Genomic DNA, 16,130 nt, shown 5'->3' on the forward strand with positions numbered 1-16,130 from the left:
GAATCAATTGCCGCCGAGCAGCTGTTTTTTCAGCACGGTCAGCGTAGTCTCGTTGCGCTCGACGCCAATATCCGCCTTCATCGCGTTGATGAACTGCGCGGTATATTCATTGCCGATGACCTGCTTGAATTGGGCTTGAGTCGCTTTCAGCAGATCGTCGCGTTTGGACGCATCGCCACGATTGAGCTTGTCGAGTACGACCACGAACCAACCCTGATCACGCGGTGCCGCGAGGGATTTCGCGGTGCCCTGTGCCATGCTGAACATCAGGCTGAGCGGCGCAGGTACCTGACCCTGCTGGCTCTGCCGGGCAAGTTCGGCTCTGGTCGAGCTGATCTTCTGGATTCCGGGTAATTTGACCCCCGCATCGGCAATCGCTTTGGATAATGATGTGCCGCTGCCGACTGCTTTTGCAATCTTCTCGGCGACCGCCTTGGCCTTTTTCGATCCCTGATCGAGCATATAGTCGCGCGTTACCAATTGCTCGATCTGCGCCAATGGTGGCGGAGCAGCCTCGGTAATTTCGGACACGTCGACCACAGCATATTGCTGGCCGGGAATGATTTCGACGACCTGGGGATCGGAATCTTCGTCCACCGCAAAGGCTATCGGCAATAGCCGCTGCATCTCGGGGATCGGCTTGTAATTTTGGTCATTCGGGTTCTGGCCATTGGCGAGCAGAGGAGGGGTTGCTTCCACTTTCAGCTGTTCCGCCTTGGCGATGTCGCCGAGCGTCGCGCCGTCGGCGAATTCATCCTCCAGGCGGACGGTCAGTTCAGACATTGCTTCTTCGGTTTTTGTTCGGGTCAGTTCGCTGACAATCTCTGTACGAACCTGGTCCAGCGTGCGACCGGGGATTTGCTTGATATCCTCGACCTTCACGATGTGCCAGCCGAGTGCGCTTTGTGCGGGGCCGGCGACAGCGCCCGACTGGGCCGAAAACGCGGCATTGGCAACCGCCTGCGACGCCAAGTTGGCAAAGTCGGTTTTGTTGATTGATCCCACGTCAGCAGCGGACAAGCCGACCGATTTGGCGGCTTGATCAATCGAAGTGCCACCACTGATCTTGGCTGCCAACGTCTTCGCGGCGGCTTCTGTCGGTACGATGACCTGCTTTAGATTGCGGGTCGCGCTGGCCGAATAGCGGGACTTGTTAAGATTATAATAGCCCGCAATTTCCTTTTCGGTCGGTTTGATCTTGTCGTTGAACCGGGACTTTTCGAACAATGCATAGCGGATCGTCCGGCGTTCGGGAATCGTGTAGCGGGACGCGTTCTTGGCATAAAAGGCTTCGACCGCGGCTTTGGCCGGCTTGACGTTCTCGATGAAGGCGACTGACGGAATTGTTGCGATCTGGCCTTCTCGCGATTCGAGCAGCAGCGAGGCATAAGGAACGACGAGTTTCTGCGGTACCGCTGCGCCGAAGCCGGCTGCCGTCAACAGCTGGTCAGCCAGCAGGTTACGAGTGAAATCGTTGCGCAACTGGGACTCGTTTATCCCTTGCTGCTGCATGGCGCGCCGGAAATTTTCTTCGCTAAACTGCCCGTCGGCACCCTGAAAGGTCGGAATGCTTGCGATTTCGCTATCGACCAGACGTTTGCCCGCTGCCATGCCATATTTCGTACCGAAATCTGCAATGGCAAAGCTGTTGATCAGTCGTTCCAATACGTCGTCGAAGCCGCCGCCGTTGATGTAGGTTTTGAGATCCAGCCCGGTATTCTCGCGCTGCTCGCCGCGAAAGGCGTTGGTTACGGATTGGCTGAGCTCCGCGCTGGTCAGTTTGCTGTCGCCGACTTTGGCCGCCGTTCCCGAACCGGTAACGCCGCCGAATGTGCCGCTGCTCGACACGTCGGCCGTGGCGAAGGCAATGGCGATCAGGCCGACGAAACATAAGGTCAGGAAAAGACCGAGTTTCGAAGAAAAAATGCGGCGGAAAAAACTGATCATAAAAGATATGTTCCATTGCGGGAGTTGGATTTGCGCTTGCTTTAGGCGGCTTGGCTTTGTGGTTCAAGCAAAAGACTGCGGAAGAAAATTGGCAAGGTGAAGGATATTTGATAGCGGATGGCCAACAGAAAAACAGAAAAGGCAGAACGCATCATGGCAAACCGCAAATATATTGTCGGCAACTGGAAAATGAACGGGTTGCGGGCGCAGCTTGCGGACATCGCCGCGATTGCGGCAATTGCATCCAGCCATGAAGGCGCGGATGTCGGCATCTGTCCGCCAGCGACATTGATCGCCGCTGCCGTGCAGGCCAATCCGGGCTTTGCCATTGGCGCGCAGGATTGCCATTTTGCCGAAAATGGCGCGCATACCGGATGCCTTTCTGCCGCCATGCTCAAGGAAGCGGGTGCCACTTACTCGATTCTCGGGCACAGCGAACGCCGTGCTGATCAGCAGGAAGGCGATTCCGAAGTGAAGGCCAAGGCCGAGGCGGTTCACGCAGCCGGCATGGGCGCGATTATCTGCGTCGGCGAAACCGAAGATGAACGCGACGCCGGGCAGGCCATTGAAATTGTTACGGTCCAGCTCGCCCGATCCTTCCCCGCAGGCGCCAGCGCGGAATGGCTGACCATTGCTTATGAGCCGGTATGGGCGATCGGTACCGGCCGGGTTCCGGAGACGGGCGATGTCGCCGAAATGCATGCGGCCATTCGCAAGAAACTCGGAGAATTAATGGGTCATGGCAGCGATGCCGTGCGAATTCTCTACGGCGGGTCGATGAATGGCAGCAATGCTGCGGAATTGCTGGCGGTGCCCAATGTCGATGGCGGGCTGGTCGGCGGCGCAAGTCTGACAGCAGCGAAATTCGGACCGATTATCGAGGCTGCCGCGGACGCTTGAACAGATCCGCGTCGCAGCAGGGCGCGGCAAAATGATTTACCCCATTTGTTCCTGCTCAAGCCTATGCTGACGAAATTCCGCGGTCTTTTGGCGCAAGCCTATCGGGGGTCGGCGATTTTCATCGCTTGAACTCGGACGGCTCAATCGCTATGTGCGCTGCACGTTGGAGCGGATGCTCCCCTTATTAGTTCGGAAAACTCATGTTTCTTTTTCTTACCGTCCTTCAAGCCATTGTTGCCGCCATGCTGGTCGGCGTTATATTGATGCAGAAATCCGAAGGCGGCGGACTGGGTGTTGGCGGATCTCCATCCGGTATGATGTCGGCGCGCGGTGCAGCGGATCTACTGACCCGGTCGACTTCGGTTCTGGCGGTCTTGTTTGTGTCATTGTCAATCTCGCTGGCGGTTCTGGCTGCTGCGGAAGGCAAAACCGATACTATTGACCAGAGTCTGCAACGCGACAACAGCGCACCGGTTTCAGCGCCTGCTGACGATGTGCCTCTGGCCGGTGACGATCCATTGGCTGCAGCGGCTGCCGCAACTGCGGATGACCAGGCTCCTGCTACCAATTCGGATGCCACCGTTCCGCTGGACCAATAGGCTCTACCAAAGACCTCTACTGACATTGATAGCCGGATCATCGCGCCGATAGAGCGTTCGTATCGATTCGAGTTCAGAAATGATCGGCGGCTGACCAAAGTAAAATAATATTTATTTCACTTTTCCGGATTCGCGGGATTGCCATATGCGGTGATAACGCCTTAAGCCTCTCCTCCCATGGCGCGATATATTTTCATTACCGGCGGTGTGGTTTCCTCTCTTGGCAAAGGTCTGATGGCGGCGAGCCTCGGTGCTCTTCTGCAGGCTCGCGGATATTCCGTGCGAATCCGGAAACTCGACCCCTATCTTAACGTTGATCCAGGCACGATGTCGCCTTATCAGCATGGCGAAGTCTATGTCACCGACGACGGGGCGGAAACCGACCTCGATCTCGGCCATTATGAGCGCTTTACCGGCGTTCCTTCACTGCAATCCGACAATGTCACCTCGGGCAGAATCTATCAGTCGATCATCACGAAAGAGCGTCGCGGGGACTATCTTGGCGCCACCGTGCAAGTCATTCCGCATGTCACCGACGCGATTCAGGAATTTGCCGAAGACAAGCTCGACGGCATTGATTTCGTGTTGTGCGAAATAGGCGGAACGGTCGGCGACATCGAAAGCCTGCCGTTTATCGAAGCGATTCGGCAGCTGCGCAACAAGGTCGGCCGGGACAATGCGATTTCCGTGCATGTCACTCTGGTGCCCTATATTGCTGCCGCTGGTGAACTGAAAACCAAACCGACCCAGCATAGCGTCAGGGAATTGACGTCGCTGGGAATTCAGCCGGATATCCTGCTTTGTCGCTGCGAACATCCGTTGCCCGATACCGAACGCGCCAAAATCGCCCAATTCTGCAACGTCCGCAAGGAGTCGGTGATACCGGCGCTGGACGCCAGCAATATCTATAACGTGCCCCTGCAATATCATAACGAAGGTCTGGATACCGAAGTGCTCCGCGCTTTCGGCATTGACGACGCGCCCGAGCCCGACTTGTCGCGCTGGTATGATGTCATGGAACGAATCGATAATCCTGAAGGGGAAGTCATTGTCGGCGTGGTCGGCAAATATGTCGGTCTGCAGGATGCCTATAAATCGCTTCAGGAAGCCCTCTTCCACGGCGGACTGGCGAATCGGGTGAAGGTGCAGGTCCGCTGGCTGGATGCGGAATTATTCGAAAATGACGAGGATCTCGCTGCCAAGCTGGAGCCGCTTCACGCGATCCTCGTGCCCGGCGGCTTTGGTGAACGCGGGAGCGAGGGCAAGATCGGCTCGGTCAAATTCGCCCGCGAAAATGACATCCCGTTTTTTGGCATCTGCCTGGGCATGCAAATGGCCTGCATCGAAGCGGCCCGCAATCTGGCCGGTATCGACACCGCCTCGACCACCGAATTCGGCGCGACCGAAGAACCGGTTGTCGGCCTGATCACCGAATGGATGACCGAGGAAGGTTTGCAAAAGCGGGAAGCCGGCGGGGATATGGGTGGCACGATGCGACTCGGCGCTTATGACGCTGTTTTGCAGCAAGGCTCGAAAATCAGCGAAATTTACGGCAGTCGCGAAATCAACGAACGCCACCGTCACCGTTATGAGGTGAACAAGGGCTATGTCGAACGGCTGGAAAAAACCGGATTGATATTCTCGGGCATGTCACCGGATGGCGAGCTGCCGGAAATCGTGGAAAGACCGGATCACAGCTGGTTCGTCGGTGTGCAATATCATCCCGAACTGAAGAGCAAGCCGTTCGATCCACATCCGCTCTTTGCGTCCTTCATCGCCGCCGCTTTGCAGCAGAGCCGCCTAGTCTGAGCTTTAAAATACCGAAAATTCAATAGTTTTGATCGCATGTCGAATTTATCCAATTCAATTTACAGAATGTGACTATTGTCATCCAAATGCCGTATAAGAGAGCTAGCAAAAGCTTCTGAACAGGGTCGAGGGAATGAAACAGTGAAAGCGGAGGAACTGGCAAATATATTGGCTGAACACAGCCTGTTTGCTGATTGTGACGAAGCCGAACTGGCTGACTTGATATTGCGCGGGCATTTCGTGCAATATAAGAAAGGGGATGAATTGATCATGCAAGGCGATCCTGGAAACTCGCTCCTGATATTATTGTCGGGTAATGCGCGCACCAGTATGATCGCCAGCAATGGTTATGAAGTTGTGCTCGATTATGCCGAAGCGGGCCAGGTTCTGGGCGAAATCGCTTTGCTGGATGGCGGCGAGCGGACCGCCAGCGTGACGGCCATTCAGCCGACGTCGGCCCTTTCTATCACCCGCGAAGCTTTTGAAGAGATTCTGGCGAAGCACAAGAATATGGCTCTGCGTCTGCTGAAAGTGATGGCGAGCCGCATCCGGATGGCGAACAGCATGATCGAGGGCGACCGCGCCTATACGTCCGGACCACGTCTGGCACGCTATCTGTTGAGACTTTCTGTCGTTGGCGCCGAAGAAGGTCGACTGAAGCTGGATTTGAGCCAGAGCGAACTCGGCAACTTTGCCGGGATGTCGCGTGAACATATTAATCGGCAACTGTCAGCCTGGTCCGAAAGCGAGATCGTGGCAGTGGAAAGCGGGAAGGTCAGAATATTGGACCATGCGATGCTATCCCATATTGCCGAAGCAGATTCTTGACGGAAATTGGCCATTTGCGACCCGGGCTAATTGTCGTCAAGAGTGACACCGAGCGGGTGTCAGGGGCAGTCGGATCCTCATCCGGCTGCCCCATTTCATTCTATCATTGATCAAAAAAAGGCAGCCAGATCGCTCTGGCTGCCCGATTGTTAACGGAAGAGAGCCAGCTTAAGCGGCTTTATCTTCTTCCTTTTTCTGTTTGTGCGCAATTTTGGTGACATTATCCGCCTTGTTGATGGCGATCGTCTGCGGTCGCATCGCTTCCGGGATTTCGCGGACCAGATCGATCTCCAGCAGGCCGTCGGCCAGTGCTGCATTCTCGACACGGACAAAATCGGCAAGTTCGAAGCGCCGTTCAAAATTGCGGTTGGCTATGCCCATGTGCAGGAACTGCTTGCCTTCCTGATCTTCGGCTTTTTTGTTGCCGGCGACGAGCAGTAAGTTCTGCTGGGCGGTAATTTCGATTTCCTCATCCTTGAAACCGGCGACGGCTAGCGTGATCCGATATTGATCTTCGCCGCTGCGTTCGATGTTGAACGGCGGGTAATTCTCGGATTGCTGCGCGCGGGCATTATTTTCAAGAAGGTCGAACAGCCGGTCGAATCCTACGGTGGACCGGCGATAGGGGGTAAAGTCAAAACGATTCATATCTATATCCTCTTATATTGAGCAATGTAAATCTGGACCCGCAAAGCGGCATCCGGTTCGCTGCTGTGAAACCCGAATGGCGTCTCACATCAATAAAGATATGTTCAAATCGCGATATTTCAAGAGAAAGAAAAACACGGATTAACAGTAGTTTGGAAATTTTTTGAGGCCAAAAAAAACGCCCGGATGCCAATCAGCACCCGGGCGAAAATGGTGACGAATTAAATCGCCCCCTGTTTTCCCTTCATATTCAACGCCGCGTGTCCCCCAACATTTGGCGGAACCTGAAAGGATCCCTGAACCATGACCCGTTAATCGAGATGTTTGATTCTGTTTCCATCTCTGATCGACTGACATAAATTTGTCATGACAAAATTGACGGTTTCGTCATATTGATGACCGCTTGTGTCATATCGGCAACAGCAGATTTACGACTATGACGCTTGCTTGCCCCAGCCAGCGACCGTAAAGGTGGCAAAACCTGATCCAAGGAAGTTTTCGCAAATCATGCTCCTGTCCCGTTATGAATGGGTAATCGCAAAACGCTATTTATTACCCGGCAAGGGGGAAGGGTTTATCTTTCTCGTTGCCAGTATCAGTCTGGTTGCGGTCATGCTGGGTGTCGCCGCGTTGATCGTGGTGATGAGCGTTATGAACGGTTTCCGCGCCGAACTTTTTGACAAAATTGTCGGCCTTAACGGCCATGCGGTGATCCAGGGCTATGGTGGTCGTCTGCCCGATTGGCGCGATTTGCTGGAGGACACCCGGAATACCGAAGGCGTTGTCTCGGCCTCGCCATTGATCGAGCAGCCGTTGCTGACCACGTTCAACGGGCGGGTCGAAGCCGTATTGGTCCGGGGGATGCTGGTTCCCGATATATTGAACAATGAAACGCTGGACGGGAAAACCGTAGCCGGCGACCTGGCGCTTCTCGAGCCGGGGGCAGGGCGTGTCGGCATCGGCAGCCGACTGGCGACAACGCTTGGCGCACAGGTGGGCAGCCGGATCACCGTGATCAACCCGCAAGGGCGCTCGACGCCTTTCGGAACGGTGCCACGAGAGATTGCCTATGAAGTGGCCGCGATTTTCGAGGTCGGGGTCTATGATTATGACAAGGCCTTTGTCATCATGCCGATGGAAGATGCGCAGACATTGCTGCTGCTCGGTGACCAGATCGGGATGATCGAAATCAAGACCAATGACGCCGATAATGTGAGCAATATTATAGCGCCCCTGATTCCGAAGGTGGCGGATCGCGGTGTCATAACCGACTGGCAGACGATGAATGCCTCCCTTTTCGAAACGCTGCAGGTCGAACGCGTGGTGATGTTCGTGATCCTGTCGATCATCATCCTGGTGGCCGTGTTCAATATCCTGTCTTCGCTGATCATGCTGGTCCGCGCCAAAACCCGGGACATAGCCATACTACGAACGATGGGCGCGTCGCGCGCGTCGCTGCTCAGGATTTTTGTCACCGTCGGGACCTCGATCGGGATGCTGGGCATAGCCGCGGGCATCGGCCTTGGTCTGATTGCGATTTATTTCCGCCAGAATGTAATCAATTTCGTCCAGTTGATTACCGGACAGAATCTGTGGGACCCGTCGATTCGCTTTCTGACCGAGCTTCCGGCACGAACCGACCCCATGGAAGTCGTGGGGATCGCGGGGCTGGCTCTGCTCTTCAGTTTCCTCGCCACGCTTTATCCCGCCTATAAGGCCGCCAGTACCGATCCGGTTCAGGTGCTTCGTTATGAGTGATCAGGTGAATCAGAAAACGGTGGAATTGCGTGATGTCCGGCGTAGCTTTGTGCAGGCGGACGTCAAGATAGAGGTGCTTCGCGGGGTCAATCTCGACATCGATGCGAACGAAATCGTGGCGCTTGTTGGCCCTTCCGGTTCGGGAAAATCCACGCTGTTGCAGGCGGTCGGATTGCTCGAAGGAGGATTTGAAGGTTCGATCAAGCTGAATGGCGAGGAAACCGCACAATTGCCTGCCAGCGGCCATACGCGGATTCGGCGCGATTTGCTGGGTTTTGTCTATCAGTTCCACCATTTGCTGCCCGATTTTTCGGCTCTGGAAAATGTCGTGATGCCCCAGCTGATCGCGGGTGTAGCCCAAAAAGCGGCTGAAGAAAGAGCCGAGACACTCTTGCGCAGTCTTGGACTGGGCGATCGTCTGAACCACACGCCGAGCAAATTGTCGGGCGGTGAGCAACAACGGGTAGCCGTCGCGCGTGCGCTGGCCAATGCGCCGAAGCTGGTGCTGGCGGATGAACCGACCGGCAATCTTGACGAAGCCACGGCCGAACTGGTGCTCGCGGAGTTTATCAGTCTCGTCCGGCAGGAAGGCAGCGCTGCGTTGATCGCTACGCATAACGAGCGCCTGGCCGCCAAAATGGACCGGGTTGTCCGGCTCCATGAAGGGGTTTTAACCTAGTCTTTTCAATTTGAAACGAGATTAGCTTTGACTTTTCCGGCTTGAGTATCAAACTGAAGGCCATACCGAACGAAAAAATCAAACAATGCGGGGCGCATATGACGGTTACTGACTTTCAGGTGAAACAGGCGGATGGATCCATCGAGGATTTGTCCGCGCACAAGGGCAAGGTGCTTTTGATCGTAAACACCGCCTCCAAATGCGGTTTTACGCCGCAATATGAAGGGCTCGAAAAACTTCATCAGGAATATAAAGACCGGGGCCTCGAGATATTGGCTTTTCCCTGCAACCAATTCGGCCACCAGGAGCCTGGAAATGCCGACGAAATCAAGAATTTCTGCTCGCTAAACTATGATGTGAGCTTTCCGTTGATGGAAAAAATCGACGTCAATGGCGACGGTGCCGACCCGTTGTGGAAATATCTAAAATCCGAAAAATCAGGTCTTTTGGGGTCCCGGATCAAGTGGAATTTCACCAAATTTCTGGTTGATCGCGAAGGCAATGTCGTCGCGCGTTACGGTCCGGCGGTAAAGCCGGAGCAGTTGAAAAGCGAGATTGAAGCTCTTCTGTAAAAACCGCTTTTCGGTGTGATCTGCTTAAATAGCTGTGGACAAATGGTCGATAGTTGAGTGCTTGGTGATCCTCACCATATGCAAGACCATATTGCTGCGTTAGTCTGACATCATGGCCCATATTCCGTTCGTCCATCTTCGTGCTTTCTCCGCCTATACAATATTGGATGGCGCCATGGAGCCGGCAGCCATTGGTGCGGCCGCCAAAGAGCGCGGATTTCCGGCTGTGGCGCTGTGCGACCGTATCGGTCTGTTTGCTTCGATGGCCTTCGATGACGGTTGCCGTTCCAAAGGCGTGCAGCCGATTACCGGCTGTTTCCTGCGCGTGGCGCGTCCCGGCGGTGCCGAAAAGGACAAGCCGGTTCTGGACTGGATAGCGCTCTATGCGCAGGACGCGCAGGGATATGAAAATCTCTGCAAACTGGTGTCCGCTTCGCATCTCGATCGACCCAGCGAACTCGACGCCCATGTCGGGATGGATATATTGGCCAGTCACAGCGACGGCCTGCTGGCCCTGACCGGTGGCGGCGAAGGCGCTTTGGCGCGACTGATCGCGGAAGAGCAGCAAAGCGAAGCCGAAGCATATTTGTCATTGTTGCAACAGCTTTTCCCGGGGCGACTGTATATCGAGCTTTCCCGCCGCGAGGACCCGGTTGAAATGGCAGCCGAAGCCGGTCTGATCACTTTGGCCATTGATCGCGACATTCCGCTGGTCGCGACCAACCCGAGCTGTTTTTCCGAACCCGGTTTTCACGAAGCGCATGACGCGATGAAATGTATCGCGCAGTCCGCTTATGTCGAAAATAACGACCGTGAGAAACCGTCCAAACATCTGTGGATGAAAAGCGGCCTCGTGATGGAAGAGCTGTTCTCGGATATTCCGGAAGCGTTGGAGAATACTCTGGTTATTGCGCAGCGATGCGCGACTTCCCCGCCAAAGAGAGATCCGATCCTTCCCAGTCTGGCTGGCGATCTCGCGGGAGAAATCGAACAATTGCGGCGCGATTCTACCGCCGGTCTGGAACGGCGGCTGGCGGTTCTCGACCTTGCCGACGAGGCCGAGCGGAAAGGCTATTTCGACCGGCTGGAATTCGAACTTGATGTCATCGTCAACATGGGGTTTCCCGGCTATTTCCTGATCGTTGCCGATTTTATCAAATGGGCGAAGGATCATGATATTCCGGTCGGGCCTGGTCGTGGTTCGGGTGCCGGCTCGGTTGTCGCCTGGGCGCTTACCATCACCGATCTTGATCCGATCAAACTCGGTCTGCTGTTTGAACGTTTCCTCAACCCCGAACGTGTCTCAATGCCGGATTTCGATATCGATTTCTGCGAAACGCGCCGTGGCGAAGTCATTCGCTATGTTCAGGAAAAATATGGCGACCGGCAAGTTGCCCAGATTATTACCTTCGGAAAATTGAAGGCCCGCGCCGTGCTGCGCGACGTCGGACGGGTGCTGCAAATGCCCTATGGGCAAGTCGACCGGTTGACAAAATTGGTGCCCAACCATCCGACCGATCCATGGGATTTGAAGCGCTCGCTCAACGGCATCTCGGAACTGGCGCAGGAATATAAACAGGCGGATGTGAAGCGGCTGTTCGATCTGGCGATGCAGCTCGAAGGTCTGCCGCGGCACAGTTCGACCCATGCTGCCGGTGTCGTGATCGGCGACCGTCCGCTCGATCAGCTGGTGCCGCTTTACCGCGATCCGCGCTCTGACCTGCCGGTGACCCAGTTCGACATGAAATTTGTCGAAAAAGCCGGTCTGGTGAAATTCGACTTTTTAGGCCTGAAGACGCTGTCGGTGCTGAAAAAGGGCGTCCAGCTGCTCGCCGAACGCGGGGTGAAAGTCGATCTGGATGGGTTGAGCTGGGAAGACGAGGGCGTCTTCGATCTGCTCCAGCGCGGCGACACCGTGGGTGTGTTCCAGCTGGAATCGGAAGGCATGCGGCGCACGCTGGCTGCCGTGAAACCAACAAATTTCGGCGATATTATTGCGCTGGTGTCGCTCTATCGTCCTGGTCCGATGGACAATATTCCGCTGTTTGGGGACCGTAAAAACGGTCGCGCCGAAATTGCCTATCCGCATCCGTTGCTGGAGGGCATCCTGAAAGAGACTTACGGGATTTTTGTCTATCAGGAACAGGTGATGCAGGCCGCGCAGATCATCGGCGGCTATTCGCTCGGTGAAGCAGATTTGCTGCGCCGCGCCATGGGAAAGAAGATCCAGGCGGAAATGGATGTGCAGCGCAGCAGGTTTGTTTCAGGCGCCGCGGAAAAAGGCTTGAACAGCGGGCAAGCCAACGAGCTGTTCGACTTGATCGATAAATTTGCCGGCTATGGTTTCAACAAAAGCCACGCGGCGGCCTATGCGCTGCTCGCCTATCAAACCGCCTGGCTGAAAGCCCATTATCCGCATGAATTTTACGCCGCTTCCATGTGTTTCGATATGCATCAGTCGGACAAGCTCAGCATTTTTGTCGATGATATGAAGCGACTGAACGTGGCGGTGTTGCAGCCTGCAATCAACAAAAGCCGGCCCAATTTCTCGGTTGAGGAACAGCCTGACGGCGGTCTTGCCGTCCGATATGCGCTCGCCGGACTGAAAAATGTCGGTGAAAAAGCGATGCAGTCATTGGTCGCGGAACGCGCCGCTGAAGGTCCGTTTTCGTCGATCGAGGATTTCGCCAATCGCATTGATCCGCACGGCCTCAACAAACGGCAGCTGGAAAGTCTGGCCTCGGCGGGTGGATTTGACGAACTGGAGCCCAATCGCGCGGCGGTTTATGACGGCGCGGATATGATCTTGTCGGTCGCCAACAGCGCAGCCGATGCGCGCGAAAGCGGGCAGGGCGGGCTGTTCGGCGAAGGTAGCGCTGGCGGCGACATGCAGGCGATCAGATTGCCGGAGGGCAGCAACTGGTCACTCAACGAAATCATGGTCCACGAACGCGATGCCTTCGGCTTTTATTTTTCAGCCCATCCGGTTTCACAGTTCCAGGCCGTTACGACGTCATTGGGCGCGCTGACCTACGCCGCCTTGTGCAGCGAAGGTCCGATCGGGGAAGGGGTACGCAAACCAGCGGTCATGGCGGCACTCGTAGAAAAAGTACGCTGGCGTGACAGCCGCAGAGGCAAGCGCTTTGCGCTCGCCGACCTGTCCGACAGCAGCGGTCAGTTTTCCGGCAGTTGTTTCGACGAGGACCAGTGCAAGATATTGGCAGAACTGGCGGATCAGGGCGGTTGCGCCTTGCTCAATGTCGAGCTCGACCAGCAGTCCGAAGACGAAAATCCGCGCGTTGCGATCCGGCGGGCTCAGCCGCTCGAAGGGCTGGAGAAAACAACGCGAACATGTATGGAGCTGCAAGTGCATGATATTGCAGGATTGCACGAACTGACCAATCTGGTGGCACCATTGGTTGGCGGTCATAGTGAACTGGTCGCAACCATGGCCGGACCCGATGGTGATCCGGTGACAGTCTGTCTGGGTCGGTCCTTCCGTCTGGATGCAGAAACCGTCGAGATGCTGGAACGGGTCAATGGAATCTCCGGCGTCCGTCTGGGCGCGGCCCGACCCATGCGGGTGGCGAAACCCAAATTAAGGCTTGTCAGCTAGCGCTAAACATTTCAGGACCCGGCCAAAGATAACCTGTTTGGAGAGACAATATGGCCGGTGCAATGCAAGCTAGCGCACTCAAGATTACCAATCTGATCGATCATGCTGCGAGAGAACATGGCGCTCGCGAGATCGTCAGCTATTGGGCGGACGGCAACATCACCCGCAGCAATTGGGCCGAGGTCGGGCTTGATTCGCGCAAATTCTCACAAGCATTGCAGCGCCTCGGCATGAAGAAAGGCGACCGGGTCGCCACCATCGCCATGAACCATGCCCATCATCTGATCAGCTGGTATGGATCAGCCGGCATCGGTGGTATCCTCCACACGGTCAATCCGCGCCTGTTCGAGGAGCAACTGGTCTATGTGATCAACCATGCCGAAGACCGGGTGCTGTTGTTCGATAAAATGTTTGCCCCGATTGTCGAAATGATCAAGCCACAACTCAAAACGGTGGAACATTATATCCAGTTTGACGGCGAGAAAGGTGATTATACTACCTTCCGCGAATTGCTGGATGCGGAAGACGGTGATTTCGAATGGGTCGATGTCGATGAAAATGATCCTTGCGGCCTTTGCTATACCAGCGGCACCACCGGCAACCCGAAGGGTGTGTTGTACGAGCATCGTTCGAACGTCATTCATGCTATCACCGAGGTGCAGCCGGATGTGATGGATCTCGCGACCCGCTCGGTGATGTTGCCAGTCGTGCCGATGTTTCATGCTAACGCCTGGGGTTTACCGTTCGCCTGCGCTGCGGTTGGAGCCAAAATGGTCTTTTCCGCCAGCAACGAGGCGTCGGTTTTGTGGAAACTGATCCGGGACGAGGGTGTGACCCACAGTGCAGGGGTGCCGACCGTCTGGTTGTCGATGTTCGCCGACATGGATGAAAACGGTGGCGATTATGGCAAACTGGGCGTTGTCGTGATCGGCGGCTCGGCCTGTCCGCGCTCGATGATCGAGCGACTAATGAAAAATGGTATCCGCGTCGCCCATGCCTGGGGCATGACCGAGACGTCGCCGATCGGCACCGCCGGTTCGCTTCCCGCCAATTGGGATGAACTGAGCTTTGACGAGCAGGTTGATGTGATCTGCAAGCAGGGCAGGCCGCCCTTTGGCGTGGAACTGCGCGTCATCGACGAAGAAGGCAATGTCGCGCCCCGCGATGGCAAGACCAGTGGCACGCTGGAAATCCGGGGGCCGTGGATCATCAAGCGCTATTATCGTGCGGACGAGGATGCGGTGGAAGATGAAGGCTGGTTTGATACCGGCGACGTGTCCGTTCTTCATCCCGATGGCACGATGCAGATTACCGACCGGGCCAAGGATGTGATCAAGTCGGGCGGCGAGTGGATCAGCTCGATCGAGCTGGAAAATGCCGCAGTCGGTTGCCCCGGTGTTGCCGAGGCGGCTGCTGTGGGCGTCTATCATCCCAAATGGGACGAGCGGCCGCTGCTGCTGGTGGTGCGCAAACCGGGCAGCGATGTTTCGCAAGCCGATATGATTGATTATCTCGGCGACAAGGTCGCGAAATGGTGGCTTCCCGATGAAGTGATATTCGTGGAAGAGCTGCCCCACACCGCCACCGGAAAAATCCTCAAACGGTCACTTCGTGATGAATATAAGGACTATAAGCTGAAGAGTCTGGCGGACGCCTAGAACAGTTCCATCTGGCTGCCCGTGATTATCGGGCGCTGGAACAGATCGGTCCTGAGTTTGATTTTGCCCCTGTTCAACCCGGCCTTGCGCGACGCGATGCCGATCCGGGTGCGAATGAGGTCTGCCCACGGTCCCTGACCGCGCATCCGGCTGTGGAACTCCGGATCGTTGCGTTTGCCACCGCGCATCTGCCGGACGATGCTCATTACCTTTGAATTGCGCTCCGGATAATGGCTTTCCAGCCATTGTTCGAACAGCGGCGCGACTTCGTGCGGCAGGCGCATGGGAATGAAGGAGACGCTGCTGGCACCGCAGTCCGCTGCCGCAGCAACAATCGCTTCAATCTCGTGATCGGTAATGCCCGGGACGACGGGCGCGATATTGACGTGCACATATATGCCGGCTTCGCTGAGCTTTCGTACAGCATCCAGCCGCCGCGCGGGAGCAGGGGCTCTGGGTTCCAGCAAACGCGCGGTCGTCGAGTCGAGCGTTGTGACTGAAATCGCGACAGCGGTGAGCTGTTGAACCGCCAGTTGGACCAGCAGATCAATATCTTCGACCACCCGGTTGGATTTTGTGGTGATGACCACCGGGTGCCGCACCTCCAGCATCACTTCCAATATTTGCCGTGTGATCCGGTAGCGTTTCTCGATCGGCTGATAAGGATCGGTGTTGGTGCCGATCGCGAGGGTTGCTGGCTGATAATTCGGTTTTGCTAATGTCTGGCGGAGCAGGTCGGCGGCATTCGGCTTTGCGAACAGTTTGCTTTCGAAATCAAGCCCCGGGGACAGATCATGATAAGCGTGGGTCGGTCGGGCATAGCAATAGACGCAGCCATGTTCACAGCCGCGATAGGCGTTGATCGAGCGGTCGAACGGCAGATCGGGTGACTTGTTGTAATTGATGATCGATTTGGGAAATTCGGCTGTGACGGTGGTTCTCAGCCTGGAGCCAATGTCGTCGATGAGGGCTCTCTCGTCCAGCCAATCGCCGTCAATCTCCCGATCCTGGAGATTGAACCGTTGCGGAACCGCGTTGGATGTTGCTCCCCGGCCCTTTCGTGGCGCAGGATGGATTGTGTTTTTGTCGTCCATTCGTTCTTCATACTATGAGAAC

12 protein-coding genes are annotated in these 16,130 nt (G+C 55.8%); 9 read left to right on the plus strand and 3 right to left on the minus strand.

What is annotated here, in order from left to right; translation table 11 throughout:
- Nucleotides 1-3: 3 nt before the first annotated feature.
- Nucleotides 4-1,947: a SurA N-terminal domain-containing protein gene (locus AACZ86_RS05275; protein ID WP_339690005.1), complete on the minus strand. Its 1,944-nt coding sequence runs from the start codon at nucleotides 1,945-1,947 to the stop codon at nucleotides 4-6.
- Nucleotides 1,948-2,100: 153 nt separating this feature from the next.
- Between AACZ86_RS05275 and tpiA the strand changes: the two genes are divergently transcribed.
- From tpiA to AACZ86_RS05295, 4 genes are all read left to right on the plus strand, one after another.
- A complete protein-coding gene (tpiA, locus tag AACZ86_RS05280) occupies nucleotides 2,101-2,847 on the plus strand; it encodes a triose-phosphate isomerase (RefSeq protein ID WP_339690264.1) in 747 nt (248 codons plus the stop codon).
- Nucleotides 2,848-3,047: 200 nt separating this feature from the next.
- Complete coding sequence (gene secG, locus AACZ86_RS05285; protein WP_339690008.1) at nucleotides 3,048-3,446, plus strand: preprotein translocase subunit SecG; 399 nt, start codon at nucleotides 3,048-3,050, stop codon at nucleotides 3,444-3,446.
- Nucleotides 3,447-3,623: 177 nt separating this feature from the next.
- The gene (locus AACZ86_RS05290) at nucleotides 3,624-5,255 is read left to right on the plus strand and encodes a CTP synthase (RefSeq protein WP_339690010.1); all 1,632 of its coding nucleotides are present in this window, start codon (nucleotides 3,624-3,626) and stop codon (nucleotides 5,253-5,255) included.
- A 168-nt stretch (nucleotides 5,256-5,423) separates the two neighbouring features.
- A complete protein-coding gene (locus AACZ86_RS05295) occupies nucleotides 5,424-6,083 on the plus strand; it encodes a Crp/Fnr family transcriptional regulator (protein ID WP_339690012.1) in 660 nt (219 codons plus the stop codon).
- A 168-nt stretch (nucleotides 6,084-6,251) separates the two neighbouring features.
- On the opposite strand, the gene AACZ86_RS05300 is transcribed toward AACZ86_RS05295, so the two are convergent.
- Complete coding sequence (locus tag AACZ86_RS05300; protein ID WP_339690014.1) at nucleotides 6,252-6,731, minus strand: Hsp20 family protein; 480 nt, start codon at nucleotides 6,729-6,731, stop codon at nucleotides 6,252-6,254.
- A gap of 507 nt (nucleotides 6,732-7,238) precedes the next feature.
- Here AACZ86_RS05300 and AACZ86_RS05305 point away from each other — a divergent pair.
- From AACZ86_RS05305 to AACZ86_RS05325, 5 genes are all read left to right on the plus strand, one after another.
- The gene (locus tag AACZ86_RS05305; RefSeq protein ID WP_339690017.1) at nucleotides 7,239-8,489 is read left to right on the plus strand and encodes a lipoprotein-releasing ABC transporter permease subunit; all 1,251 of its coding nucleotides are present in this window, start codon (nucleotides 7,239-7,241) and stop codon (nucleotides 8,487-8,489) included.
- Complete coding sequence (locus tag AACZ86_RS05310; protein WP_339690020.1) at nucleotides 8,482-9,168, plus strand: ABC transporter ATP-binding protein; 687 nt, start codon at nucleotides 8,482-8,484, stop codon at nucleotides 9,166-9,168. The genes AACZ86_RS05305 and AACZ86_RS05310 overlap by 8 nt, the downstream gene beginning before the upstream one ends.
- Nucleotides 9,169-9,266: 98 nt before the next feature.
- Nucleotides 9,267-9,740, plus strand: coding sequence for a glutathione peroxidase (locus AACZ86_RS05315; protein WP_339690023.1), 474 nt, complete (start codon nucleotides 9,267-9,269; stop codon nucleotides 9,738-9,740).
- 112 nt (nucleotides 9,741-9,852) lie between these two features.
- Nucleotides 9,853-13,356: a DNA polymerase III subunit alpha gene (dnaE, locus tag AACZ86_RS05320; RefSeq protein ID WP_339690024.1), complete on the plus strand. Its 3,504-nt coding sequence runs from the start codon at nucleotides 9,853-9,855 to the stop codon at nucleotides 13,354-13,356.
- Between the two features lie 50 nt (nucleotides 13,357-13,406).
- Entirely contained in the window at nucleotides 13,407-15,014 is a 1,608-nt protein-coding gene (locus AACZ86_RS05325; RefSeq protein ID WP_339690027.1) for a long-chain fatty acid--CoA ligase, read from the plus strand.
- Here AACZ86_RS05325 and AACZ86_RS05330 read toward each other — a convergent pair.
- A complete protein-coding gene (locus tag AACZ86_RS05330; protein WP_339690030.1) occupies nucleotides 15,011-16,108 on the minus strand; it encodes a PA0069 family radical SAM protein in 1,098 nt (365 codons plus the stop codon). The two genes, AACZ86_RS05325 and AACZ86_RS05330, sit on opposite strands and share 4 nt — an antisense overlap.
- Between the last annotated feature and the right edge of the window lie 22 nt (nucleotides 16,109-16,130).

The sequence above is a fragment of the uncultured Parasphingorhabdus sp. genome, assembly GCF_963975735.1.
GTDB lineage: Bacteria > Pseudomonadota > Alphaproteobacteria > Sphingomonadales > Sphingomonadaceae > Parasphingorhabdus.

What these genes read in the sequence shown, in the direction of transcription:
- AACZ86_RS05290 (WP_339690010.1), top strand. Translation starts at nt 3,624, where the DNA reads ATGGCGCGATATATTTTCATTACCGGCGGTGTGGTTTCCTCTCTTGGC.
- AACZ86_RS05315 (WP_339690023.1), top strand. Translation starts at nt 9,267, where the DNA reads ATGACGGTTACTGACTTTCAGGTGAAACAGGCGGATGGATCCATCGAG.
- AACZ86_RS05275 (WP_339690005.1), bottom strand. Translation starts at nt 1,947, where the DNA reads ATGATCAGTTTTTTCCGCCGCATTTTTTCTTCGAAACTCGGTCTTTTC.
- AACZ86_RS05305 (WP_339690017.1), top strand. Translation starts at nt 7,239, where the DNA reads ATGCTCCTGTCCCGTTATGAATGGGTAATCGCAAAACGCTATTTATTA.
- dnaE (WP_339690024.1), top strand. Translation starts at nt 9,853, where the DNA reads ATGGCCCATATTCCGTTCGTCCATCTTCGTGCTTTCTCCGCCTATACA.
- tpiA (WP_339690264.1), top strand. Translation starts at nt 2,101, where the DNA reads ATGGCAAACCGCAAATATATTGTCGGCAACTGGAAAATGAACGGGTTG.
- AACZ86_RS05325 (WP_339690027.1), top strand. Translation starts at nt 13,407, where the DNA reads ATGGCCGGTGCAATGCAAGCTAGCGCACTCAAGATTACCAATCTGATC.
- secG (WP_339690008.1), top strand. Translation starts at nt 3,048, where the DNA reads ATGTTTCTTTTTCTTACCGTCCTTCAAGCCATTGTTGCCGCCATGCTG.
- AACZ86_RS05310 (WP_339690020.1), top strand. Translation starts at nt 8,482, where the DNA reads ATGAGTGATCAGGTGAATCAGAAAACGGTGGAATTGCGTGATGTCCGG.
- AACZ86_RS05330 (WP_339690030.1), bottom strand. Translation starts at nt 16,108, where the DNA reads ATGGACGACAAAAACACAATCCATCCTGCGCCACGAAAGGGCCGGGGA.
- AACZ86_RS05300 (WP_339690014.1), bottom strand. Translation starts at nt 6,731, where the DNA reads ATGAATCGTTTTGACTTTACCCCCTATCGCCGGTCCACCGTAGGATTC.